Below are 24,474 nucleotides of genomic sequence, written 5' to 3'. Positions count from 1 at the left end.
AGAAAGTATGTTAAAATATACAGAAGAAAAAATATTTACACAAGAACAAGTACAACAATTATTTTTATCAATTAACTGGGTTTCTGGAAATTATCCTAAACGCTTATACAAAGCGCTTATGAATTCTTCAACGGTACTTACTGTATGGGATGATGATTTTCTTGTGGGACTTATAAGAGTGTTGGATGATACGGAAATGTTAGCGCAAATCCATTATGTTCTTGTTCATCCTGACTACCAAGGAAAGGGAATTGCAAGTAAAATGATTGACTATATTAAGGAAAAGTATAAAGATTTTATGTATCTTGAAGTGATGCCAGAAGATAAAAATAATATGTTGTTTTATAAGAAAAATGGCTTTACGTTAATGGAAAATGGAATAGCAATGCAAATATGTAATTATGATCATGAAGGATAGATTCTTTTTAGAATTTTCCTTCGTTTTTTTATAAAAGAATATGTGCTACAATTTTGATGTATTTAATTTTTAAAATTTTAAGGACGAGAAAAAGATGAAGATAGATATTACATTAAAAATTACCCCAAAGATGGTAAAAGATGCTCAAGGAAATGAGAAAAAAGCATTAGTAGGACATTTAGGAACACATTTTGATGTGATGGATAAAGAATTTCCACTAGACTATACTGAAAGAAAAGCAGTTGTATTTGATGTAAGTCATGTTAAAGATAGAGAGATTGATATAAGTGATATAGCTATTGATCAAGTTGAAAAAGAGATGTTTGTTGCTTTTTATACAGGTTTTATTGAAACTATTGGTTATGGGACAAAAGAATACTTTTCAAAGCATCCTCAATTATCAAATGAATTACTTGAAGAATTGTTAAAAAGAAATATATCTATGATTGGTATAGATTTTACAGGTGTTAGAAGAGGGAAGGAACATACGCCTATGGATCAACATTGTGCAAATCATGATGTTTTTATTATTGAAAATCTCTGTCATTTACAAGCGGTATTAGAAAACAATGATCATTTTATTGCACATACTTATCCAATGAACTATACGAATATAACAGGCCTTCCTTGTAGAGTCATTGCAGAAATAAAATCATAGTTGACTCTCCCCTTAGGGGAGAATTCATAATAAGAAATAGAAAGAAGGGTGTAACCGTGTTAAAAATAGGTGAATTTTCAAAACTATCGCATTTAACAATCAAAGCTTTACGTTTTTATGAAAAAGAAGGACTCCTCATTCCTGATGAGGTAGATTCTCAAACGGGTTATCGTTTTTATAAGACAAGTCAACTTACTAAAGCAGCAATGATTCAATCTTATAGACAATTAGGATTAACGATTGAAGAAATTAAATCAATTTACAAAGGAATGGATAAAAAGAAAATACTTATTGCTAAGGCAAAATTATTAAAAAGTCAAAAAGAAGACATTGAAACACGTCTTTCTATCATTAATCATATTTTGGAAAATGATGAAATGAGCTATCAAGTAACAGTAAAAGAAATACCTGAAATAATCGTTTATTATAGTGAAGTGAAAGTGGATAATTATTCAGATATGATGAAAATTATTCCAAGTCTAAAAAAAGAATTTAAGAAATTGAATCCCCAAATAAAATGTACAAAGCCACCGTATGAATTTTGTGAATACCTAGATAAAGAACATAAGGAAACAGATATTATGATTTGTCGATATGAATCAGTAGAAAGTATGGGGAAAGAAAGTACACAAATTAAATTTAAAAAAATCTCAGCAACAAAAGTATTGAGTCTTTTTTATAAAGGAGCTTATGATGAAATTGGTGAAGCTTATAGTTTTCTTATGAAATATGTAGAAGAAAATGATTATCATGTAAATGGTCTTGCTAGAGAATGTTATATAGATGGTATTTGGAATAAGGAATCGGTTGATGAATGGCTCACAGAAATTCAACTTCCAATCGCTTAGGAGAGTAGAACAATGACATTTGATTTTAAAAAAGAATATAAAGAATATTATAGACCTAAAAATAAACCAGAAATTATCAATATACCTTCATTTAATTTTATTGCTGTAAGGGGAAAAGGAAATCCTAATGAAGAAAAAGGAATGTACCAACAAGCAATCAGTATTCTCTATGCGGTGGCCTATATATTAAAAATGAGTTATAAAACAGAATATAAAATAGAGGGTTTTTATGAATATGTTGTTCCACCGCTTGAAGGATTCTGGTGGCAAGAGGATGTAGAAGATATAGATCTTTTTCATAAAGAAACATTTAATTGGATTTCAGTTATTAGATTGCCTGAGTTTGTTTCAAAGAAAGATTTTGCTTGGGCGGTAGAGAGGGCTTTGATAAAAAAGAAAATCGATTGTTCAAAAGCAGAGTTTTTTACTTTTGAAGAAGGGCTATGCGTACAAATGATGCATCATGGTCCTTTTGATAAAGAAGTGACAACCGTAGAAATAATGAATCAATATCTTCAAGAAAAAGGCTATCGAAATGATTTTAGTAAATCAAGACTACATCATGAAATTTATTTATCAGATGCTCGTAAAGTAGCACCGGAAAAATGGAAAACAGTGATTAGACATCCAATATGTAAAATTGATAAAAAATAGTGAATCTATGAATAAAAATAATGTTTGACATTGTTATAAATATATAGTATGATGACAAGGCAGTAAATGAATAGCAGCACATAGAGTATTGAAAAACGCGTTAATATCAAATGATTGCAAAGTACCTAGCTGCAATGGGAAATGCTTAATATTAACACTTATCAATTGATCTATGCAATGTTATTGCTTTATGCAAATAAAACAATACGGAGGAAAATTTATGGCACGTTATACAGGACCACAATGGAAAATCTCTCGTCGTTTAGGATTCTCAATCTTAGAAAACGGGAAAGAATTAAACAGAAGAGCTTATGCTCCAGGTCAACATGGACAAAAAAGAAAAAAACAAACTGAATATGGATTACAATTAGCAGAAAAACAAAAAGTAAGACATATGTATGGAGTTAATGAAAAACAATTCCACAACACATTCAATCAAGCAGGTAAAATGGAAGGTATTCATGGTTATAACTTCTTATGCTTATTAGAAAGAAGATTAGACAATGTTGTTTATAGATTAGGTTTTGCTTCTACAAGAAGACAAGCTAGACAATTAGTAAACCATGGTCATTTCTTAGTAAATGGTGTTAAAACTGATATCCCATCATACAGAGTAAATGTTGGTGATGTTATCGAAGTAAGAGAAAGATCATTAAATTTAGCAGTTATTAAAGAAGCTTTAGAAAATAAAGTTGCAACTCCAGCTTTCGTTGAAGTTGATACTAATAAATTAACTGGTAAATTAACTCGTTTACCTGAAAGATCTGAATTAAACTCAGAAATTAACGAAGCACTAATCGTAGAATACTACAACAGACTTGGTTAATAAGAAAAGCAGCTTTTATAGCTGTTTTTTTGTATATAAAGGAGAATTTATGAATTCAAAACTGATTGTTTATAATATTGAAAAAATAGATCATAAAGATCAATTATTACAAATGTGTGTGATGATGAATATAGAAGTAATTCAATTAACAGCTCAAATGATACAAACTAAAGTAAAAGATATTTTAAATAAGAAAATAAAGAAATCTAAAAATAAGAAAATTGAGCCAGCAATTATTCTTTTTTCAAATGTTTCATCATCAAAAATGGATCAAATATTGTATCTTTTAAAAGATAATCAAAAGCTTTGTTTAAAAGCTATTGTTACGGCAACAAATTTTAATTGGACATTTGAAATGCTAGGAGAACACTTATTAGAAGAATATCAAAAAAATAAATAAATCGTATAGAATAGAAGTATTAATTTTGATATAATAGAAAAAGAATAATAAGGAGGCTTTTATGAACGAAAGTAGAATTTGTATTGCTCTTGATTTTAAGACAAAAAGTGATGTTGAAAACTTCTTAAAACAATTTGAGGGAGAAAGTCTTTATGTAAAAGTAGGGATGGAATTGTTTTATGGAGAAGGAATTGAAATCATTAAGATGATTAAGGAAATGGGACATAAGATCTTTTTGGATTTAAAATTACATGATATTCCAAATACTGTAAAAAGTGCAATGAGACAACTTGCTAAATTAGATGTAGATATGGTCAATGTTCATGCTTCTGGTGGTATTGACATGATGAAAGCTGCTATTGAAGGGCTAGAAGAAGGAAAAACAGGTGGTAAAAGACCTTTATGTATTGCTGTAACATGTTTAACATCTTTAGATCAAGATGTATTAGATAATCAATTATTAATTCATGAACCATTAGAAAATGTTGTGTTAAAATGGGCTGAAAATGCTAAAGCAGCAGGATTAGATGGTGTTGTATGTTCACCATTAGAATCAAAAATCATTCATGATCATTTAGGACAAGAATTCTTAACAGTTACACCAGGAATACGTCTTGCAAGTGATAGTGTTAATGATCAAAAACGTGTCACAACACCAGCAATGGCAAAAGAATTAACTTCAAGTTATATTGTTGTTGGTAGAACAATTACAGGAAGTCAAGATCCTCTTGCTACATATAAAAAAGTTTATCAAGATTTTCAAGGAGAATAGAAATGAAAAAAATTATTGCTAAAGATTTATTAGATATTAAAGCTGTCTTTTTAAGACCAAATGAACCATTCACTTGGGCAAGTGGTATTAAATCACCAATTTATTGTGATAACCGTTTAACTTTATCTTATCCTAAAGTTAGAAAAGATGTTGAACAAGGGCTTGCTAAACTTGTAAAGGATAATTTCCCAGATGCAGAATGTTTAATGGGAACTGCAACTGCAGGTATTGCACATGCTGCTTTAGCTGCTGATATTTTAGATTTACCAATGGGTTATGTTCGTGGAGGAGCTAAATCTCATGGACGTAATAATCGTATTGAAGGTGTTGTTAAAGAAGGAATGAAAGTTGTTGTTGTTGAAGATTTAATTTCAACTGGTGGTTCTTCTTTAGAATGTGTAGAAGCCTTAAGAGAAGCTGGATGTGAAGTATTAGGACTTATTGCTATCTTTACATATGGTTTAGATAAAGCAACAGTTAATTTTGAAAATGCACATTGTCCATTTGTAACTTTATCAAATTATGATACTTTAATTGAAGTTGCTAAAGAACATGATTATATTAAACATGAAGATATGGAAAAATTAAAAGCTTGGAAAGTTGATCCAAGTGATGAATCATGGATGAATAAATAAATATTTTTAAGGAATGATGGTAATTTAGACCATTGTTCCTTTTTTTTGTTTTTATTTGCAAAAAATAGTGGTATGATGTAAAAGTAATAATAGGTTTACTTTTTGGAGGTAATTATGTTTAAAAGTATTCGATATGTATTAAAAGAAAACTTTACAAATTTGTATCGTATATATTGTATTTCAAAGTATGAATTGCTTTCTGATATGCGAGATTCAAGATTAGGTGTCTTTTGGAATTTTGCTAATCCAGCAATTCAAATTATGACGTATTATTTTGTATTTGGTTTAATTATGAATAGAAAGGCTGTAGGAAAGATTCCTTTTATTCAATGGATGTTATGTGGGATGGTTGTGTGGTTTTTTATTAGCCCATGTATTACTAATGGTGCCAATGCCATTTATGCTAAACGTAATGTCATTACAAAAATGAAATTTCCAGTATCAGTTTTACCTGCAACAGTTGTAGGTAAAGAATTATTTAATCATTTTTGTTTGATGGCTATATTAATTGTATTTTTGCTTACACAAGGGATCATGCCATCACTTTATTGGCTTGAACTTGTTTATTATCTTTTTGCTGCAATTTGTTTAACGATTTCACTTGCCATGATTACATCAGTTTTAAATATGTTAGCACGTGATACAAGAAAGCTTATTTTAGCATGTATGCGTCTATTGCTTTATTTAACACCGATTTTATGGCCAATTTCTCGTTTGCATAAATATGGATGGCAAATGACAGTAAGATATATTATGAAAGCTAATCCAATTTATTATATTGTATGTGGCTATAGAGATTGTTTCTTATATCATCATGGTATTTTATTTTATTGGAAACAAATGCTTTTCTTTTGGGTGTTTGTTATTGTAATTTTTACAATTGGTAGTATGATGATGTATAAATTTAAACATAAATTTATTGATATGATTTAGGTGGTAATAATGGAAGATTATGCAATTAAATTTGAACATGTTTCAAAAATATATAAATTAAAAAAGAAAAATGATGGTAAATCAAAAAGTTCAGTTACGCAAAGATTTTATGCTTTAAATGATATTACTTTTACAATTCCTAAGGGAGAAGTTGTAGGAATTTTAGGAACAAATGGTTCTGGTAAATCGACATTGTCATTGATTTTAGCAGGTATTTCACAAATTGATGAAGGATCAATGGATATTAATGGAGAACAAGCATTAATTGCAATCAATACAGGATTGGATATGCAACTTACAGGGCTTGAAAATATTAATGTTAAAGGAGCATTACTAGGACTTTCTAGAAAAAGAATTCAAGAAATTACTGAAGGTGTTATTGAATTTGCTGAAATTGGTGATTTCTTATATCAACCCGTTAAGAAATATTCAAGTGGGATGAAATCAAGATTAGGTTTTTCAATTTCACTTTATTTAAATCCTGATATTATTATTGTAGACGAAGCTTTGTCGGTTGGAGATAAAGGATTTGCTCAAAAATGTTTAGATAAAATGAATGAACTAAAAGATCAAGGGAAAACCATTATTTTCATTTCTCACTCTTTACCGCAAGTAAGAGGATTCTGTCAAAAGGCTATGTGGATTGAAGGTGGCCGTTTAAAAGAATATGGTGATGTTGAAGAAGTATGCGATGAATATGCAGAATATGTTGATTTTTATAATAGTTTAAAGAAAAAAGAAAAGAAAAAATTAAATGATGAAAAATTTGCAAGTCGAATTGTTCAAAATCCTAAAATTGGTTTTTGGGAAAAATTATTAGATAAAATGAAGAGATAGGAGAGATAGGATGAAGAAAGTTATCACATATGGAACTTTTGATTTGTTCCATGTTGGGCATTTGAATATTTTAAGACGTGCTAAAGAATTAGGAGATTATTTGATTGTAGCAGTCAGCAGTGATGCTTTTAATGCCCAAAAAGGTAAGAAAGCTTATCATAGTGATCAAGATCGTATGGCTATTTTAAAAGCTATTAAATATGTTGATGAAGTTATTTTAGAAGAATCATGGGATCAAAAAATAAAAGATGTTCAAGAACATGATGTTGATGTTTTTGTCATGGGTGATGATTGGAAAGGTCAATTTGATTTCTTAAAAGATTATTGTGAAGTAGTTTATTTACCTCGTACAGAAGGTATTTCTACAACTAAAATCAAAGATGATTTAAAAGATAAATTATAATAAAGGAGAGTTGTATGAAAATCAGTGTGATTGTCCCTTATGAAGGATATTATCAATATTTAAAAGATTGTTTAGAAAGTTTAAGTGAACAAGAAAATGTTGAAATTGAAACATTATTAGTGGGAAGTCAAGATGATCAAAAATTTCAACAATTAGTAGACACATATAAAGATAAAATATCTTTAAAAGTCATTCCTTGTTCAATTGAAGAAGGTGTTGCTAAAAAAAGAAATCTTGGTTTAGAAAATGCAACAGGAGATTATATTTATTTCATTGATAGTGATGATTATATTATGCCTCAAACATTATCTTATTTACTTCAAGATGCCATGCAACAAGATTTAGATTTAGTTGTTGGTAGAAGATGGATTACATGGTTTAAAAAACAAGTTTTTGAAACCATGGGGGATGAAAAAAATGAAGAATTAAATTTGAAAGATAAAGATGATGATCGTAATCATAAATTTTTAGAAAAAGATTATTCTGAAATAGATAATAGTGATGAACAAAGAAGAATTGATTTATTAATTAGAGCGAAGAAAGGAATTCGTAATATATCAGTTTTAAATATTTTAATTAAACGTAGTTTAATTGAAGATAATCATTTACGTTTTAATGAAGATTTTATTTATTATAGTGATTTACCTTTTGTAGAAGGACTTGTTATGTATGGTCATAAGATAGGGTTTAATGAAAATACATTATACGCTAAAAGAAAACATAATGATCCAATTAATACACCAGCCTTGTCACAAATTAAAGATGAAACTAAATTTGATGAATTTATTAATGTTTATAAATATGCAATTTCTTTAGTAGATAAAGAAAGTAGAATTCGTTATTATTTAGATTCTAAAATGATTAAATATTATAGTAATTTCTTTGCTAAAAAAATTAGAAGATCTAAAGATGATTTTTGGAGAGATGAAAGATTTGATCAAATGTCTATTTTAATGCAGGATGTAAGGAATGATTTATTGAAAAATATGTCTCATTATCAAAGAAAGATGGTTAAACTTGCTAGAAATCATGATTTACAACAAACACAAAAAGTGATTGCTAAACATCTTGCTAAAAATAAGATGAAAAAGATATTAAAAAATAAAAATGAAATTAATAAGTATTTATATCGTCATAAATATATCAATGAACCTATTGAAGAAAATTGGATTATGTTTGAAACTTTTATGGGTAAAAGTTATGCTGATTCACCAAAATATATATATGAATATTTAGCTAAAAATTATCCAGGAAAATATAAATTTATTTGGGTTTTAAATGATCCTAAAGAAAAACTTCCATATGAAGGAATCATTGTTAAGAGATTTACGAAGAAATATGCGTATTATCTAGCTAAATCTAAATATTTTGTTTTTAATATTAGACAACCGTTATGGTTTAGAAAAAGAGAAGGTCAAGTTTTCTTAGAAACATGGCATGGAACACCACTTAAACGTTTAGCCTTTGATCAAGAAGAAGTGACTGCAGCTTCTCCAACTTATAAATCTCAATTTTATCGTCAAAAACAAGAATGGGATTATTTAATTGCAGCAAATAAATTTTCAAGTGATATTTTTAAAAGCTGTTTTATGTATACAAATGGAACAATGTTAGAAATTGGTTATCCTCGTAATGATTTATTGTATGCGCCGAATAAAGATCAAATTGCATTAGATTTGAAAAAGAAACTTCATATTCCATTAGATAAGAAAACAATTTTATATGCACCAACATGGAGAGATGATGAATACTATGGAAAAGGGCAATATAAATTTAAGTTAAAATTAGATTTAGAAATGATGAAAAAAGAGTTAGGAGACGAATATGTCATCTTGCTTAGAACACATCATTATATTGCGGATGCTTTAGATGTTACAGGAGTTGAAGATTTTGCTTATAATTTATCTAAATATGATGATATTACTGAAATTTATTTAATTTCTGATATTTGTATTACAGATTATTCAAGTGTTTTCTTTGATTATGCTAACTTAAAAAGACCAATGTTATTCTATACTTATGATATAGATAAATATCGTGATGTTTTAAGAGGTTTCTATATTGATATGGAAAAAGAACTTCCTGGTCCACTAGTTTATTCGACTAAAGAAGTAATTGATCAAATTAAACATCTTGATGAAATGAATCAAAAGTATGCTCAACGTTATGAAGTATTCTATGATAAATTCTGTTCTATCGATGATGGAAATGCTTCACAAAGAGCAGTTGAAGCAGTATTTAAATAAGGGGGGGTTACCCCTTATTTTTATAAGGAGGTTTAAAAATGCTTAGACTAATAAAAAATATCTTAGGTAAAACAATTAAGTTTATTTATCGAATAACTTATAAGTTAATACCAACTCATAAAAAAACAGTATTGTTTATTGCTTTTCATGGTAAGGGATATAGTGATAATCCTAGAGCTATTTATGAATATATGAGACAACAAGATAAGTTTAAAGATTATCGTTTTATATGGGCTATTAAGCATCATAAAAAGAAAAATATTTCTATTGAAAATGCTAAAGTAATTGAATATTTTTCAATTCCTTATTTCTTTTATCTTGCAAGAAGTCAATATTGGATTGCAAATTGCAAATTACCAATGTATGTTTTAAAAAAGAAAAATCAAATATATTTACAAACATGGCATGGAACACCGCTTAAAAAATTAGCGTTTGATATAGAAGTTCCTGAAGGAACAACTTTTTATCGAAGTGGCATGAATGAAGAAATGATGCATGAAACATACGCACAAGATGTTAAAAAGTATAACTATATGATTTCTCCAAGTGCTTTTACAACTGAAGTTTTCCAAAGTGCTTTTAGAATTAATAGAGAAAGGTTGATTGAAACTGGCTATCCTCGAAATGATTTTTTAACAAACTATAAAGAAGAAGATGTTTTAAACATTAAGAAAAAATTAGGGATTCCTCTTGATAAAAAGGTACTTCTTTACGCACCAACATGGCGAGATAATTCTTATATAACCAAAGGTTATACTTTTAAATTAGAAGTTCACTTTGATAAATGGCAAAAAATATTAGGGGATGAATATGTTATTGTATTTAAGCCTCATTATTTAATTGTTAATGATTTTGATATTGATCAATATCAAGGATTTGTTTATTTTGTAGAAGCAAATGAAGATATTTCTAATTTATACATTATTGCGGATGCTTTAGTTACTGATTATTCAAGTGTTTTCTTTGATTATGCTATTTTAAAAAGACCTATTTATTTTTATATGTATGATTTGATTCATTATCGAGATGAACTAAGAGGTTTTTATTTAGATATTTATCATGATTTACCTGGAGATATTATTGAAGATGAGAATCAACTATTAGAAGAAATTAAAAAAGGTTACGATTATCAACGTTTAGATAAGTTTAATCAACGTTTTAATAATCATGAAGATGGTAAAGCGTCTAAGCGAGTAGTTGATATTGTTTTTAAGTAGGTGCTAAGATGGGATTACAAAAATTAATATTAAATATTATTTTGGGATTTTTGAATATTTTTGTTAAGAGATTTAAAATAAAAGAAAATCAAGTTGCCTTTGTTTCTTTGGAATCTAAATATTTAGATTCTGATATGAAATTGATTTATGATGTTTTAAAACAAGATAAACAATTAAATCTCAAAAAAGTTGTTATTGAGTATGATCAACAAGGAATAAAACAAAACTTTTTATATATGCTTAATTGTATTCAACAGCTTTTTGTAATTAATACATCAAAAGTGGTTATTATAAGAGATAATAATTATGTTGTTTCTACTTTTAAAAGAGAAGGTGTCAATGTGATACAAGTATGGCATGCTTGTGGTGCAATAAAAAAATTTGGGAATGCACTTGCTAGGAAATATCCAATTAAAAATTATGATTATGTGATAGCAAATAGTTCTTATTGGAAAAAGCCATATGGTGAGGCCTTTTCTGTTAAAGAAGAAAACGTTGTTGTTACTGGTATGCCAAGGGTAGATTGTTTATTTGATGATAATTATTTAAAAGTATCTAAAAATAAATTGTTAGCTAAGTATCCAATGTTGAAGAATAAAAAAATTATTTTATACGCTCCTACTTTTAGGGGAAATATTTACCAAGGTTTTACAATGCTTCCATTTGATGGTGAAAAGTTAATAAATTCTTTTGATGAAAATACGTATCTTATTTATAAATTGCATCCATTATTAAAAAATGTTTGTCTTCCACAGCATCCTCGTATTATTGATATGTTTAATGAAGATACACATGAATTGTTTGCTTTAAGTGATATGTTGATTTCTGACTTTTCGTCAATTGTTTTTGATTATTCTATTTTGAATAAACCAATGTATTTTTATGTTCCAGATTTAAATGATTATTTAAAAGATGTTGGATGTTATGTAAATACTGACTTATTTCCAGGAAAAATTTGTAAAACTATAAACGAGTTGATTCAAGGGATTCAAAAGAAGGAAGTTGGAGATTTAGAAGCTTTTAAAAATATGTTTTTTGAATATCAAGATGGTAAAAATACAAAACGTGTTGTTGATTTAATTTATGATATACTAAAAAAGTCTCTTTAATTAGAGACTTTTTAAATAAGCTGTAACTTCAGTTAAATCTTTTAGAATTTTAAATGTTTTATCTTCATATTGCTTTTCTGGGTATTTCATATCAGGAATGCAGATGACTTTGATGTTTGCATCATAGCTTGCTTGAATTCCGGCTTCACTATCTTCTAAAACAATAGCTTCGTCCACATTAACACCAAGTTTTTGACATGATTTTAAGAAAACTTCAGGATTTGGTTTTCCTTTAGAAACTTCATCTCCACAAATAGAATCATCAAAAAATTCAGTGATTTTAGCTTGTGCTAAGATTTTATCTACACGATCTCTGTTACTTGAAGTGGCAACGATTGTTTTGTAATTATTTTCTTTTAAATAATGTAATAATTCAACAAGTCCTTTTTTAACAGGTACACCTTCTTTTTCGAAACGTTCAGCCATTAATTGATGAACATCTTGAATTACTGTTTCAATAGGAAAATCATTTCCATAAACATCATAAAATCTTTGATAAATTCCTTTAATAGGTTTACCTAATAATGTTTTATAAAATTCTTCATCCATTGTTAAATTCATATCTTTTAATCTTTCTTGATAACATTCAAAAGTCACTCTTTCGCTATCAATCATTAAACCATCCATATCAAAAATAATTGCTTTAATCATTTTAGTATCTCCTCTTTTTATTATTCGTGTTATATCATAGCATAAATAAATATATTAAAAAAGCAATTATCATATTATGAAAAACGAATCATAAAATGCAATAGGAGGTTATTTTATGATTAATAGGGGAGATATTTATTATGCAGATCTTTCACCAGTTGTCGGAAGTGAACAAGGAGGCATAAGACCGGTTTTAGTGTTACAAAATAATAAGGGTAATAAGTTTTCTACAACGGTTATTATTGCACCAATATCTTCTAAACTAACAAAAAATCCTATTCCGACACATGTTGTTATTCGCTGTGATTCATTAGAAAAGAAATCGGTTATTTTGCTAGAACAAATTCGTACGATTGATAAAATAAGATTTCATGAAAAATTAGGCTCTTTAAATGATTACTTTATGAAGAAAGTGAATGAAGCTATTAAAACAAGTTTGGGTTTAAAATAGTTTTCATCAAATATAATATTTGCTATAATGCCTTTATAGGATGGTGAAAGATATGAATATATATGATATCAAAAATAAAGCAAATGAGGTTTTAAGACAACCAAATCAACTGTTTAAGGTGATTTTATACATTGGGATTATCCAAGCTTTATTTTCGGCTTTATCAGGAATATTTAATGGAATTTTAGGTACTATTATAAGTTTAATGTTAAGTATTCTTACAATGACTTTAGGACATGGAGTAGTTGTGGCTTCTTTGAAAGTTGTTAATAACAATGGTCAGTCAGTTGATGAAAAAGAAGACACTTTGGTAGGTATTAAACAATTTGGAAATCTATTTCCAACATATTTTTTATATAATGTTATAATTGCTTTTGCAGGAATTATAATTGCTGTTATTGGAATGGTTTTGATGTATACAACAATGACAGACGCTCAATTTAAAAGTTTATCACAACTTATTTTAATGTATGTCGATAAATCAACGATTGCTCAAGGTGATTTAGTAAATATTGTAGCTTCATTATCTGATATGTTTTCATTTGGATTTATACTTGTTATCGTAATAGCAATTGTAGCTGTTTATTTATCATTAAGATTTGGACTATTTAATTATGTTTTACAAAAATATAATTATACAGGATTAAAGGCATTAAAAGAATCTAGTCGATTAATGAATGGAAATAAATGGACTTTATTTAAATTAGAATTTTCATTTTTTGGTTGGATGATTTTAGCTGGATTAACATCTGGTGTTATTGCGATGTTTGTAGAAACGATTCTGCCAATTGATTTTTTAGCGACATTTTTTACGGGTGTTATTTCTACTTTTTTTAGTACTTATTTTTATGGGGTTAAACTTAATACATGTTTAGCTGTTTTCTATGAAGAATTAGACTATGAAGATAAGAATATTGTGGAACAGCTATAGTTGAAGGGATGTTTATGATGAATGAAAGTTTTGCTGGAAGAATTAATGGAAAGCAAAAAGCAATAGGGTTTATTCTTTTGTTTCCATTATATTTGTATGTCATACCAAGGTTTGCTAATTTTGGAATTTATCTTTTATTAAAATATACAAATATTACAAGAGATACAACAGTTTTAGGAATTTATTTAAATTTAGTTTGTTCGCTAGCAAGTTTTATTTTGGTTGTATGGCTTTTAAAAGATTTTTTAATTGATAATATAAAAAGATTTAAAGAAAACTTAATGGATAATTTTGTTTATTCTATTACAATTGGTGTTGCAATGATTTATGGAATTTCAATTGCAGCTAATTTGATTATTAATTTTGTTTTGGGTGGAGGATCTAATGATTCTGCTAATCAACTTTTATTTGAAAATTATTTAAATAATGGTGTTTTATTAATGGCTTTTCAATCTGTTATATTGGCGCCTATTTTGGAAGAATTATTATTTAGAGGTCTTGTTTTTAGAAGCCTTAGAGATAGAAATAAATGGTTAGCTATTTTTGCAAGTTCATTTTTGTTTGGTTTTTTACACATTTATTCAGCTTTATTTGCTGGGGATTTGACACAACTCATTTATTTGCTTTCATATGGTGGAATGGGATTTGCATTCTCTTATGCCTATGAGAAAAAGAAAACAATATGTGTACCAATTTTAATGCATATGATCAATAATTTGGTGGCGATTGTTTTATTAGTTTTTATGTAAAACTCCGTATAGGAGTTTTTTTATACTTTTATACCTTTTATAAGATAGGCCCATGTTTTTTTACCGACAATACCATCATTTTTTAAATTTCTATTTTTTTGAAATTTTTTAACTGCTTTTTCAGTATTAGAACCAAATATACCATCTATTTTTAAATTGAATCCTACAAAATTAAGGCGTTCTTGAATAAGTTTTGTAATTTCTCCGCGGGCTTTTTTCTTAACTGTTGGATAAAAACTAAAGCCTTGTCGTTTTATTTCTTTATTTAGACGTTGTAACCATGTGTCTTCTTGAACAATATGATTTGAAGTAATAATCGTTGAAAAAGGAAAATAAGTGCCTGGACAATTTGTTGCATTTACATCTTTATGCCTTTTTATATCAGTGATAGAATACTTTTTCTTAAGATATGAAACTAAGTCAATAAAAGCATTTAATTGTAATGCATTCATTTTCTCTTGCATAAAATTCCCTTCGGCACATATTCCAATAGAATCACTATTTGCTCCTTTGGCGTGAGCTCCAATGGTGTTTTCAGGCCTTCCTTGATAGATTGTCCCATCTTTTTTTATGAAAAAATGATATCCAATACCACTCCATCCTCTTTTTAAATGCCATTGATGGATATCTTCTACGCTACATGTTTTTGCTTGTGCATGATGAAGGATAATTCTATTTGTTTTTTTTCTAATGGAAAGTGGTGAAGCCCAATGATAATTTTTTTTAATGATTTGCATAATTCACCCCCTCATATTATTTGTATGGTTCATATAGTAGAAAATATGGGTAAAATAAAAAAATAGTCTAAAAAACTATTTTTGTACAAAAGAAATAACATCATTAGGTTGGCAGTCAAGAATCAAACATAATTTCTCAAGTGTGAGAGCAGTAATATTGCTATTATTTTTTAATCTGTGTAAAGTTTTATGATCAATACCATTTTGTAGAAGAACATATTGAGAAATCTTCTTTTCTTTCATTGTTTGCCATAACGGTGAGTAATCAATCATTGTTATGTCCTCCTTATATTTATAATTATATAGATTTATTTTTATAAAAATATTGTGAATATAAACACAATAACGTATAATAATGTCTAGGTGATAAAGATGGCATTATATACTTTAAAAGGGGTCGGAGAAATATCAACGGATGCTTTTGATGAAAAAATAACTTTAAGAAATTTATTACAACATTTCAGCTTTTATGATTTTATTATTGTTGATACAAAACAAAATATTCTTTTTCAGTATAATAAAGATAAGGATTGGTTTTGTAATTTGATGAATATAAAATGCTTTTATGATCAAGAAGTCATTACAGTTTATAAAGAAGATAATCGTTTTTATATTTCAATAGATTTTTAAGAAATTATCTATTTTTTCTTGATTTTGAAAATAAATTGTATTAAAATATCATTGTTATCTCTCCGTAGCTCAGTTGGTAGAGCATCTGACTCTTAATCAGAGGGTCCACGGTTCGAGACCGTGCGGGGAGACCAATTAATAAAATAGCTTAAACACTAGATTTTACTAGAAGTTTAAGCTTTTTTTATAGCTTATTTTAGGAAAGTTATTAGAATAATGTTTTATATAGGGTGAAGTAATAGTTAAAAATATAATTCTACATGAAAGTTCTACATTTTTTTAGCATATATTTATTAAAATATATGCTATAATTACAAAAGGGAGGGTGATTTTATGTTTTATAGTCAAACATGTGAAAATATAAAATTGATTATTTTTACATTAGATGGTGGATTGTTAGACCTCAACAGATTAAGATATAATTATTATCGAAGTACATGTGAAACATATCATAAAGTTGCTACTCGTGAAGATTTTTCAAAGATGTTAGGGAATATGAATACCATGTATGATCATTCATTATTGTCTGATTATATTTCTTCTGAAGATTTTAATAGAATGGTAGAAAAAGACTTATTTGAATATGTCAAGTTGAAACCTGCTATAAAAAGAGAAGGTGTTGATGAGTTAATACAGTATTGTAAGCAAAAAAATATCAAAATTGCAGTTTATACAACTCATAAAACAAAAAGAGCAATTCAATATTTGCAATTGGCTAAAATTTATGAAAAAATAGATTTTTTGATTGGTGGAGACTCAAATCTTAAACCATTACCTGATGAGGAAGTTCTAGAAGTGACTTGTCAACAAATGAATGTTGATTTTCAGCATGTCATGGTTGTTGCTAATTTTGAATCAATGGTTGAAGCTGCTAACAAATTATTGGCAAATGTTATTTATATGCCTGATTTAGTACCTGCTAGTGATAAAATTAAAGCAAGCGTATTTAAAGTGACGAAAAATCCATTAGATATTATGAACATGTTTTTGTTTTCAAAATATGATTCTGTAGAATTATTTTCACCTTTATTAGGAATGAATGCGCAAATGGATTTGGAAACATTATCACGTACAAGAAACGAATTATTGGATAAATATAAGGATGATGAGCAATTAATTGCTTTAGTTAATAGAACTTATGATTATTTTAATGAAATTTTATCTAAAAAGTTTTTAATAGATGAATTAGAAAAACAAAAAAGATTTTCATTTGATGATGAAGAAGATGAAGAACTTGTTCAAGAAACGCAAGATAAATTTGATGATCAAATTGTAAAAGAAACAAACCAAGAATCAAAAACAGATTTAGAAGATACATTTTTATTTTCAAAAACCTCTTCAATAAATCCTCAAAGAATGAGCGAACTTATGGATATTATCAATGGGAATGCAATTGATGAAGAAAATAAAGAAAAGCAAGAACAAGTCCAAGAGGAAGATGAAATTCAAGATGATCAAGATCATTGGTTAAATAAAATTATTGATGTTGTATATAATCTTTTAATAGCGGTTATTATTGTCTTTTTAGCTTTGATTTTGCAAATACTTTTTTCGGGAGATTCTTCTATAGTTGGAAAAGCAATTAATATTATTATAAATGGATATGTGGATATAATAAATTTTATATTTGGAGTATTATTCAATGTTTTACATATTTTAATAAGTATAATACCATCATATAGAATGCTTGTTTATCAAAATCATATGCTTTCATCAATGGCTGTCATTGCTTTGCTGGCAATCATTTCAAATTTCATTCTCATTACTTTTATAAGAAAAATAATTCATGTTTTTAAAAAAGACTAAAAAATTAGTCTTTTTTTTCAAAAAACTATTTACAAATATGAAATTAGGTGTTATTATAAATGGGCACTGATGTGATGGAGACATACTCAAGAGGCTGAAGAGGCGCCCCTGCTAAGGGTGTAGGTCGGGAAACTGGCGCGAGGGTTCAAATCCCTCTGTCTCCGCCATTTTATTTGGTCTGGTAGTTCAGTTGGTTAGAATGCCGCCCTGTCACGGCGGAGGTCGCGGGTTCGAGTCCCGTCCAGACCGCCAAATAAAAAATAAACTGCTGAATAAGCAGTTTTTATTTTATATGTTTATCATTATATGCTTTCATAATAGCAATGATAGTTTTAGAATCATGGATTTCATTATTCATGATTTTTTTATAGGCTTCATCTATTGGCATAGAGATAACGTCAATAAATTCATCTTCGTCTCCTTCAAGGGGATTTTCAACTTTGAATAGATCTTTTGCTTGATATAAATGAATAACTTCATCACAATAACCTGTTGTTGGATAAATTTCATTAATAAGTTCCATAGATTTACAGCTATAACTTGTTTCTTCTTCTAATTCTCTTTTACCAGCAGGTCCAGCTTCTTCACCTAATTCTAATTTACCGGCAGGGATTTCTAAAGTATCTTTGTTGTAGGCATATCTAAATTGTTTAACAAGCAAGATACAATCATCAACGACTGCTAAAATACCTACACCGCCATGATGTCTTACGATTTCTCTTGTTGCGAGTCTTTTGTTAGGGCATTCAACTTGATCTTTATAGACTTTGATGATTTTACCATCGTAGATTATTTCACTTTTTACTTTTTTTTCCATCTTTTTTACCTCTTTTATATTTTATAATTCTATTATACGTTATTTTGAAATGAATAAAATAAAAAAAGTATGCGGGGGTGCATACTTTTTTTCATCTATTATTTACGTAAGGATGATAATAGGGGGTATGTTAGAGTGAATGCATTTCACTTAACAAGTATATTATAACATGTTTATTTTAAATGTAAAGGGTTTCATAAAAATAAATGCTAACTTTAGCTAAGACTATGTTATAATGACATAGGTGATAGAAATGAAAAAAATAGTAATCAAAGAAAATGATGCAAATCAAAGAATCGATAAATATTTAAAAAAATTATTATGTAATGCACCTAGTAATTTTATATATAAAATGTTTAGAAAAAAAGATATTAAAATTAATGGAAAAAAAGTAAATGAAAAATATATTCTACAAAAAGATGATATTTTAGAAATGTTTCTTTATGATGATAAATTTAATGAATTTACAAAAGAAAAAGATATTTATGATTTAAAAAGAGAATTTAAAGTATTATATGAAGATCAAAATATTTTAATTGTTGATAAACCAGTAGGGTTATTAGTTCATGGGGATGCTAAAGAAAATGTAAATACACTTTCTCATCAGGTTTTAAGTTATTTAAAAGAAAAAGGAGAATTAGATGTAGGCAGAGAAAGTACATTTACTCCAGGACCAGTACATCGTTTGGATCGTAATACAAGTGGAATTGTTATTTTTGGTAAAACATTGGCAGCTTTACAAGATTTAAATGAGATGATGAAAAAAAGACATCATATTGAAAAGTCTTATATGACGATTTGTAAAGGAAAGCTTACTAAACAACAAGAACTCGTAGGTTATGTTAAAAAGATAGATAATGAAGATCGTGTTCGCTTTGTTAAAAAAGATGATAAAGATGCTCTAATGATGAAAACGATTGTAAAGCCAATAAGATCTACAAATGATTTTTCCTTAGTTGAAGTTAAAATTATTACAGGAAGGATGCATCAAATAAGAATACATTTATCAAGTATTGATCATCCTGTTATAGGTGATCGTAAATATGGTGATTTTGCTTTAAATAAACAAATGAAACAACAATTTGGTTTAAATAATCAACTTTTACATGCTTATAAAATTACTTTTGTTGATCCATTTGGTTCACTTAGTTATTTAAGAGGAAAAGAGATTATTTGTCCTAAACCTGCGCAATTTCAAAAAATTGAAAAAAGTTTATTTGAAGGCGTTCTCTAAATACATATTTTATTGTATAATTTAATTATAATTTTAGGAGGAAATAGAATGAAATATTATATCGGTATCGATTTAGGTGGAACAAATGTAAGAACCCTATTAGTAGATGAAAATGGTGAATCTTATAGTGAAGTTAAAGGACCTACAGAATGTGAAAATGGACCAGATTATGTATGCGACAAAATAATAAAACAAATTGAAGCATTAGATACATCTGTATGCGGTGGTTTACAAGGAGTTGAAGGAATTGGAATTGGCGCTCCAGGACCAGTAGATACAGAACTTGGTATTATGATTATGGCAAGTAACTTACCAGGATTTGAAAATTATCCAATTTGTCACAAACTAAAAGAAAAATTTGGATTACCAACTTTTATTGATAATGATGCCAATGTTGCTGGTTTAGCAGAAGCTGTATTAGGTGCAGGAAAAGACTATAAAACAAATTATTTTATTACTTGTTCAACAGGTGTTGGTGGAGCTTTTGTTGTTGATAAAAAATTAGTATCAGGTGGTAGAGGACATGCAGGAGAAATTGGAAACATGATTCTTGTACCAGGTGGTTATAAACAAGGTGCTTTAAATCCAGGTGCTGTTGAAGGGGAAATTTCTGGTACAGCTCTTACAAGAAAAGGTAAAGAAGCTAAAGGTGATTTAGTAAAACATGCAGGTGATGTTTTCAAATTAGCTGCTGAAGGAGACGAAGCATGTCAAAAAATTGCTGAAGAATTTATTGATGGTTTCTCTACTTTACTTGCTAATGTTGCTCATACTGTAGACCCACATTGTTTCGTATTAGGTGGAGGAGTTTTCAAATCTAAAGCTTATTTCTGGGATGAACTTGAAAAAAGATTTAACAGTAAAATTCATGTAGGTATGAGAAATCATATCCCTCTATTATTTAAAGAAATTGATGATTGTGGAGCAATCGGTGCTGCAATGTTGCCAATGTCTCAATTAGGTTAATAAGAAATAGCCCCTTTAAGGGGCTATTATTGTGTCTTATTGTTTTACTTTGATTTTGTTTTTGATATAATACACGAGAAGGAGGACGATTATGAAAAAAAGAGTCGTTTTAGGATTAAGTGGAGGTGTTGACTCTGCTGTAGCAGCTTATTTGCTTAAACAACAAGGATATGAAGTTATTGGCGTATTTATGCGAAACTGGGATAGCCAATTAAATAATGATATTTTAGGTAATCCCACAAATGATAACGATATTTGTCCTCAAGAACAAGATTATAACGATGCTAAAGCAGTAGCTAAACATCTTGGAATAGAAATTAGAAGAGTCGATTTTATTAAAGAGTATTGGGATAAGGTTTTTACGTATTTTATTGATGAATATGCTAAAGGAAGAACACCAAATCCAGATATTTTATGTAACAAACATATTAAATTTAAAGCATTTTTAGAATATGCTGAAGAACTTAATGCAGATTTTATTGCAACAGGACATTATGCGCGTGTTGAACATCATGAAGGTAATGATTCAGTGATGTTAAAAGGAATTGATCAAAATAAAGATCAAACATATTTTTTATGTCAACTTAATCAAAAACAATTACAAGCTTCTTTATTTCCTTTAGGAAATATTACAAAACAAGAAGTTAGAAAAATTGCTGAAGAATTAGGTTTACCGGTAGCTCATAAAAAAGATAGTACAGGAATTTGTTTTATTGGAGAAAGAGACTTTAAACAATTCTTACAAAATTATATTCCAGCAAAACCTGGAAAGATGGTTGATATTCAAACTGGTAAAGTGATTGGTGATCATATTGGAATCATGTATTATACCATTGGTCAAAGAAAAGGGCTAGGTATTGGTGGTTCAGGTGATGCTTGGTTTGTCGTTGGTAAAAACTATGATCAAAATATTTTATATATTTGCCAAGGAGATCAAAATGATTGGTTGATGTCTACAGGAGCTTTAATTACAGATGTTAACTGGATACCAAGTGTTAAACCACAAGAAGCGATTAAATGTAATACAAAGTTTAGATATCGTCAAAAAGATAATCCAGTAACTTTAACATTTATTGATGAAAATACAGTAAAATTAGAGTTTGATCAACCTGTTAAATCAGTGACTCCTGGACAAGCAGCTGTTTTTTATGATGGAGATGTTTGCTTAGGTGGAGGAACGATTGAAAAAGTCTATAAAGACGGAAAAGAGATTGAATATCTATAATGTTAAAATATACAGGATATATTAGAAAGATTCGCTATTATAGCGAATCTTCTCATTATATAGTCGCGTTATTAGAGGTAGAAGAAGACCAAGAACTTTTGACAATGAATGGCTATATGTCAAATTTTAATGATTATGATAAATATGCTTTTTATGGTGATTTTGAAATTCATCCTAAATATGGTCAACAATTTAAATTAGATCATTATGAAATTGTATTGAGTACAGATGAAGAAGAAATCATTAAATATTTATCAAGTCCATTATTTAAAGGAATTGGTCCTACACAAGCTAAATATATAGTTGATGCCTTAGGAGAAAATGCACTTTCTTTAATTAAGGAGGATAAGCATCATTTAGATTTAGTTAAAGGAATGACTGTTGCTAAAAGAGAACTTATTTATGAAGTATTGACTTCTAATGATTATGATCAAGAAGTCACACAATTTTTTATGGGACATGGTATTTCTTTAAGACATATTGGTATTATTCAAGAAACTTATAAAGAAAAAACATTAGAAATCTTACAAAATCATCCATATCAATTAGTAGAAGATATTGATGGGATTGGTTTTAAAACAGCAGATGAACTTGCTTTAAAAACAGGAGGAACTTTAGATAATCCTGATCGTTTAAAAGCAGGAGTTATTTATAGTATTAAACAAAGTTGTTTTTCATCAGGAAGTACATACGTACTTTATGATGAAATAAAAAGAGCTTTTCATAAAATTATTTATCATATTGATGATGAGGTTTTTGATGAATATCTCAATACTTTAGTAGAAGAAGGAAGAGTCATCAAAGAAGGAGAATATTATTATGATGAAGAGCTTTATGAAAGTGAAGAAATCATTGCTCATTTTTTACAAAAAATAAATGATTATCCAGAAGAATTTTATGATGAAAATGAGTTGGAAAGATTGCTTAATAACTACCAGGATAAATTTGGTATTATCTATTCAACAAAACAAAAAGAAGCGATAGAATACTTTTTAAAATATCCAATGATGATTTTAACAGGAGGACCAGGAACTGGGAAAACAACGGTTGTTAAAGCGCTGATTCAAATCTATCGAACACTTTATCCAGAAGATGCGATTTCTCTTGTAGCACCTACAGGAAGAGCAGCGAAAAGATTAAGTGAATTAACAGGTTTGGATGCTTGTACGATTCATCGAGAACTTAAATGGGATTTACACAAAAACTCATTTGCGATGAATCGAAATAATCCTTTAAGTAGTCAAGTTTTAATTATTGATGAGTTTTCGATGGTTGATAGTTTACTTTTATCTAAATTATTTGATGCAAGCAGACGTGTTCATAAAGTGTTATTTATTGGTGATTATCATCAACTTCCTTCAGTAGCGCCAGGAAATGTTTTAAAAGATTTTATTGAAAGTCAGTTAAAAGTTATTGAATTGGATGAGATTTATCGTCAATCAAAAGATTCAGGAATTGTTCAATTGGCCCATCAATTGATTCATCAAGAAGTGAATGATTTATCATTGTTTGAACAATATAAAGATATTCATTTTTATAATAGTACCAATTTTGAGATTATTAAAAATGTGACAACAATTGTAAAAAAAGCAATAGAAAATGGCTATGATCAAAATGATATACAAGTTTTAGCACCAATTTATCAAGGTGTTGCAGGAATCAATGCTTTAAATTTGGCTTTACAGGAAATTTTTAATCCTAAGAGTCATCAAGAAGAATATCGTATTGGACAGAAAGTTTATCGAGAAGGAGATAAGATCTTACAATTAAAAAATAGACCAGGTGATGATATTTATAATGGTGATATTGGTGTTTTAGTTGAAATTAATCGTAAAGATGGTTTTGAATATTTAGAAGATACACTTATTGTTGATTATGATGGTAATTTAGTTGAATATACATCAAAAGATTTTTTAACTTTTACATTAGCTTATTGTATGTCTATTCATAAAGCACAAGGAAATGAGTTTAAAATTGTTATTATGCCAATTTTAAATGATTATCATATCATGCTTAAAAGAAATTTGATTTATACAGGTCTTACAAGAGCTAAACAAGCATTATTTATTTTAGGTAATCCGCAAGCTTTTCTTTATGGCATAAAAAATGTTTCTGATAGTAAAAGAAAAACAACGCTAGCAAGTAAAATCAATCAAAATAAGGATGTAGAAACATATGAAGAATCTTCATTTGATCAAGAACTTAAACAAAATATTACAGATTTTTTAAATGATGATGAAACTGTATAATTTTGTAAAATAAAGACATACTCAAATAGAGGTGATAAAATGAAACGCAATAATATTATTATGGCATTAACT

The 24,474-nt window shown here is 28.1% G+C and carries 27 protein-coding genes and 3 tRNA genes; 26 read left to right on the top strand and 4 right to left on the bottom strand.

The genetic code is table 11. The annotated features are described in order from the left end of the window. The first annotated feature begins 7 nt into the window (after positions 1-7). From ACLVEP_RS06020 to ACLVEP_RS05955, 14 genes are all read left to right on the top strand, one after another. Complete coding sequence (locus tag ACLVEP_RS06020) at positions 8-418, top strand: GNAT family N-acetyltransferase (protein WP_412583548.1); 411 nt, start codon at positions 8-10, stop codon at positions 416-418. Between the two features lie 94 nt (positions 419-512). After that, on the top strand, positions 513-1,076 hold the full coding sequence (locus tag ACLVEP_RS06015; RefSeq protein WP_412583546.1) for a cyclase family protein: 564 nt from the start codon (positions 513-515) through the stop codon (positions 1,074-1,076). Positions 1,077-1,132: 56 nt separating this feature from the next. After that, positions 1,133-1,924 (top strand): MerR family transcriptional regulator, encoded by a 792-nt coding sequence (locus ACLVEP_RS06010; protein ID WP_412583544.1) that lies wholly within the window; start codon positions 1,133-1,135, stop codon positions 1,922-1,924. A gap of 12 nt (positions 1,925-1,936) precedes the next feature. Beyond that, a complete protein-coding gene (locus ACLVEP_RS06005; protein WP_412583542.1) occupies positions 1,937-2,578 on the top strand; it encodes a GyrI-like domain-containing protein in 642 nt (213 codons plus the stop codon). A gap of 220 nt (positions 2,579-2,798) precedes the next feature. After that, the gene (gene rpsD / locus ACLVEP_RS06000) at positions 2,799-3,404 is read left to right on the top strand and encodes a 30S ribosomal protein S4 (RefSeq protein WP_412583540.1); all 606 of its coding nucleotides are present in this window, start codon (positions 2,799-2,801) and stop codon (positions 3,402-3,404) included. Positions 3,405-3,453: 49 nt separating this feature from the next. Beyond that, positions 3,454-3,804 carry a DUF3783 domain-containing protein gene (locus ACLVEP_RS05995; protein WP_412583539.1) on the top strand — a complete coding sequence of 117 codons (351 nt, stop codon included), beginning with the start codon at positions 3,454-3,456 and terminating at the stop codon, positions 3,802-3,804. Between the two features lie 61 nt (positions 3,805-3,865). Then, positions 3,866-4,576 carry an orotidine-5'-phosphate decarboxylase gene (pyrF, locus tag ACLVEP_RS05990; protein WP_412583537.1) on the top strand — a complete coding sequence of 237 codons (711 nt, stop codon included), beginning with the start codon at positions 3,866-3,868 and terminating at the stop codon, positions 4,574-4,576. 2 nt (positions 4,577-4,578) lie between these two features. Next, positions 4,579-5,211 carry an orotate phosphoribosyltransferase gene (pyrE, locus tag ACLVEP_RS05985; protein ID WP_412583535.1) on the top strand — a complete coding sequence of 211 codons (633 nt, stop codon included), beginning with the start codon at positions 4,579-4,581 and terminating at the stop codon, positions 5,209-5,211. Between the two features lie 114 nt (positions 5,212-5,325). Beyond that, entirely contained in the window at positions 5,326-6,144 is an 819-nt protein-coding gene (locus ACLVEP_RS05980) for an ABC transporter permease (RefSeq protein ID WP_318001330.1), read from the top strand. A gap of 9 nt (positions 6,145-6,153) precedes the next feature. Continuing rightward, a complete protein-coding gene (locus ACLVEP_RS05975) occupies positions 6,154-6,981 on the top strand; it encodes an ABC transporter ATP-binding protein (RefSeq protein ID WP_412583533.1) in 828 nt (275 codons plus the stop codon). Positions 6,982-6,991: 10 nt separating this feature from the next. Further along, positions 6,992-7,384: a glycerol-3-phosphate cytidylyltransferase gene (gene tagD, locus ACLVEP_RS05970; protein WP_022001153.1), complete on the top strand. Its 393-nt coding sequence runs from the start codon at positions 6,992-6,994 to the stop codon at positions 7,382-7,384. Between the two features lie 14 nt (positions 7,385-7,398). After that, entirely contained in the window at positions 7,399-9,630 is a 2,232-nt protein-coding gene (locus tag ACLVEP_RS05965) for a CDP-glycerol glycerophosphotransferase family protein (RefSeq protein WP_412583532.1), read from the top strand. Between the two features lie 38 nt (positions 9,631-9,668). After that, positions 9,669-10,847: a CDP-glycerol glycerophosphotransferase family protein gene (locus tag ACLVEP_RS05960; protein ID WP_412583530.1), complete on the top strand. Its 1,179-nt coding sequence runs from the start codon at positions 9,669-9,671 to the stop codon at positions 10,845-10,847. A gap of 8 nt (positions 10,848-10,855) precedes the next feature. Then, positions 10,856-11,956: a CDP-glycerol glycerophosphotransferase family protein gene (locus tag ACLVEP_RS05955; RefSeq protein ID WP_412583528.1), complete on the top strand. Its 1,101-nt coding sequence runs from the start codon at positions 10,856-10,858 to the stop codon at positions 11,954-11,956. Here the strand turns inward: ACLVEP_RS05955 and ACLVEP_RS05950 are convergent, their stop codons facing one another. Further along, the gene (locus tag ACLVEP_RS05950) at positions 11,957-12,607 is read right to left on the bottom strand and encodes an HAD family hydrolase (protein WP_412583527.1); all 651 of its coding nucleotides are present in this window, start codon (positions 12,605-12,607) and stop codon (positions 11,957-11,959) included. Between the two features lie 115 nt (positions 12,608-12,722). Here ACLVEP_RS05950 and ACLVEP_RS05945 point away from each other — a divergent pair, with 115 nt between their 5' ends. The 3 genes from ACLVEP_RS05945 to ACLVEP_RS05935 are packed head-to-tail and all read left to right on the top strand — an operon-like array spanning position 12,723 to position 14,738. Beyond that, entirely contained in the window at positions 12,723-13,058 is a 336-nt protein-coding gene (locus tag ACLVEP_RS05945; RefSeq protein WP_412583525.1) for a type II toxin-antitoxin system PemK/MazF family toxin, read from the top strand. A gap of 52 nt (positions 13,059-13,110) precedes the next feature. Further along, complete coding sequence (locus tag ACLVEP_RS05940; protein ID WP_412583523.1) at positions 13,111-13,989, top strand: DUF975 family protein; 879 nt, start codon at positions 13,111-13,113, stop codon at positions 13,987-13,989. Positions 13,990-14,006: 17 nt separating this feature from the next. After that, entirely contained in the window at positions 14,007-14,738 is a 732-nt protein-coding gene (locus ACLVEP_RS05935) for a CPBP family intramembrane glutamic endopeptidase (protein ID WP_412583521.1), read from the top strand. 20 nt (positions 14,739-14,758) lie between these two features. Here the strand turns inward: ACLVEP_RS05935 and ACLVEP_RS05930 are convergent, their stop codons facing one another. Together ACLVEP_RS05930 and ACLVEP_RS05925 are read right to left on the bottom strand one after the other, a co-directional pair. Beyond that, positions 14,759-15,475 carry an N-acetylmuramoyl-L-alanine amidase gene (locus tag ACLVEP_RS05930; protein ID WP_412583519.1) on the bottom strand — a complete coding sequence of 239 codons (717 nt, stop codon included), beginning with the start codon at positions 15,473-15,475 and terminating at the stop codon, positions 14,759-14,761. A gap of 75 nt (positions 15,476-15,550) precedes the next feature. After that, positions 15,551-15,748 (bottom strand): helix-turn-helix domain-containing protein, encoded by a 198-nt coding sequence (locus ACLVEP_RS05925; protein WP_318001058.1) that lies wholly within the window; start codon positions 15,746-15,748, stop codon positions 15,551-15,553. Positions 15,749-15,847: 99 nt separating this feature from the next. Here ACLVEP_RS05925 and ACLVEP_RS05920 point away from each other — a divergent pair, with 99 nt between their 5' ends. The 5 genes from ACLVEP_RS05920 (at position 15,848) to ACLVEP_RS05900 (ending at position 18,163) form a co-directional block, all read left to right on the top strand. Then, entirely contained in the window at positions 15,848-16,105 is a 258-nt protein-coding gene (locus ACLVEP_RS05920; protein ID WP_412583517.1) for a hypothetical protein, read from the top strand. Between the two features lie 58 nt (positions 16,106-16,163). Continuing rightward, positions 16,164-16,239, top strand: a tRNA-Lys gene (locus ACLVEP_RS05915). A gap of 199 nt (positions 16,240-16,438) precedes the next feature. Then, complete coding sequence (locus ACLVEP_RS05910) at positions 16,439-17,911, top strand: HAD hydrolase-like protein (RefSeq protein ID WP_412583515.1); 1,473 nt, start codon at positions 16,439-16,441, stop codon at positions 17,909-17,911. Between the two features lie 76 nt (positions 17,912-17,987). Continuing rightward, positions 17,988-18,078: transfer RNA gene (locus tag ACLVEP_RS05905), tRNA-Ser, on the top strand. Positions 18,079-18,086: 8 nt separating this feature from the next. Next, positions 18,087-18,163: transfer RNA gene (locus tag ACLVEP_RS05900), tRNA-Asp, on the top strand. Positions 18,164-18,194: 31 nt separating this feature from the next. Here ACLVEP_RS05900 and ACLVEP_RS05895 read toward each other — a convergent pair. Next, positions 18,195-18,728 carry an NUDIX hydrolase gene (locus ACLVEP_RS05895; protein WP_412583513.1) on the bottom strand — a complete coding sequence of 178 codons (534 nt, stop codon included), beginning with the start codon at positions 18,726-18,728 and terminating at the stop codon, positions 18,195-18,197. A gap of 253 nt (positions 18,729-18,981) precedes the next feature. Here ACLVEP_RS05895 and ACLVEP_RS05890 point away from each other — a divergent pair, with 253 nt between their 5' ends. The 4 genes from ACLVEP_RS05890 to ACLVEP_RS05875 all read left to right on the top strand — a co-directional run bounded on the left by ACLVEP_RS05890 (position 18,982) and on the right by ACLVEP_RS05875 (position 24,402). Continuing rightward, positions 18,982-19,962 carry an RluA family pseudouridine synthase gene (locus tag ACLVEP_RS05890; protein WP_412583511.1) on the top strand — a complete coding sequence of 327 codons (981 nt, stop codon included), beginning with the start codon at positions 18,982-18,984 and terminating at the stop codon, positions 19,960-19,962. Between the two features lie 48 nt (positions 19,963-20,010). Continuing rightward, positions 20,011-20,928, top strand: a complete 918-nt coding sequence (locus tag ACLVEP_RS05885) for an ROK family protein (protein ID WP_318001018.1) — start codon at positions 20,011-20,013, stop codon at positions 20,926-20,928. Between the two features lie 91 nt (positions 20,929-21,019). Further along, positions 21,020-22,153: a tRNA 2-thiouridine(34) synthase MnmA gene (gene mnmA, locus ACLVEP_RS05880; protein ID WP_412583509.1), complete on the top strand. Its 1,134-nt coding sequence runs from the start codon at positions 21,020-21,022 to the stop codon at positions 22,151-22,153. Further along, positions 22,153-24,402 carry an ATP-dependent RecD-like DNA helicase gene (locus ACLVEP_RS05875; RefSeq protein ID WP_412583508.1) on the top strand — a complete coding sequence of 750 codons (2,250 nt, stop codon included), beginning with the start codon at positions 22,153-22,155 and terminating at the stop codon, positions 24,400-24,402. Before mnmA ends, ACLVEP_RS05875 begins: the two co-directional genes overlap by 1 nt. Positions 24,403-24,474: the final 72 nt, after the last annotated feature.

Origin of the sequence: Faecalibacillus sp. (genome assembly GCF_047023275.1) — a bacterium.
Classification (GTDB): domain Bacteria; phylum Bacillota_I; class Bacilli_A; order Erysipelotrichales; family Coprobacillaceae; genus Faecalibacillus.
Note: the sequence above shows the minus strand (reverse complement) of the source record. Positions and strands in the feature narration are given on the sequence as shown.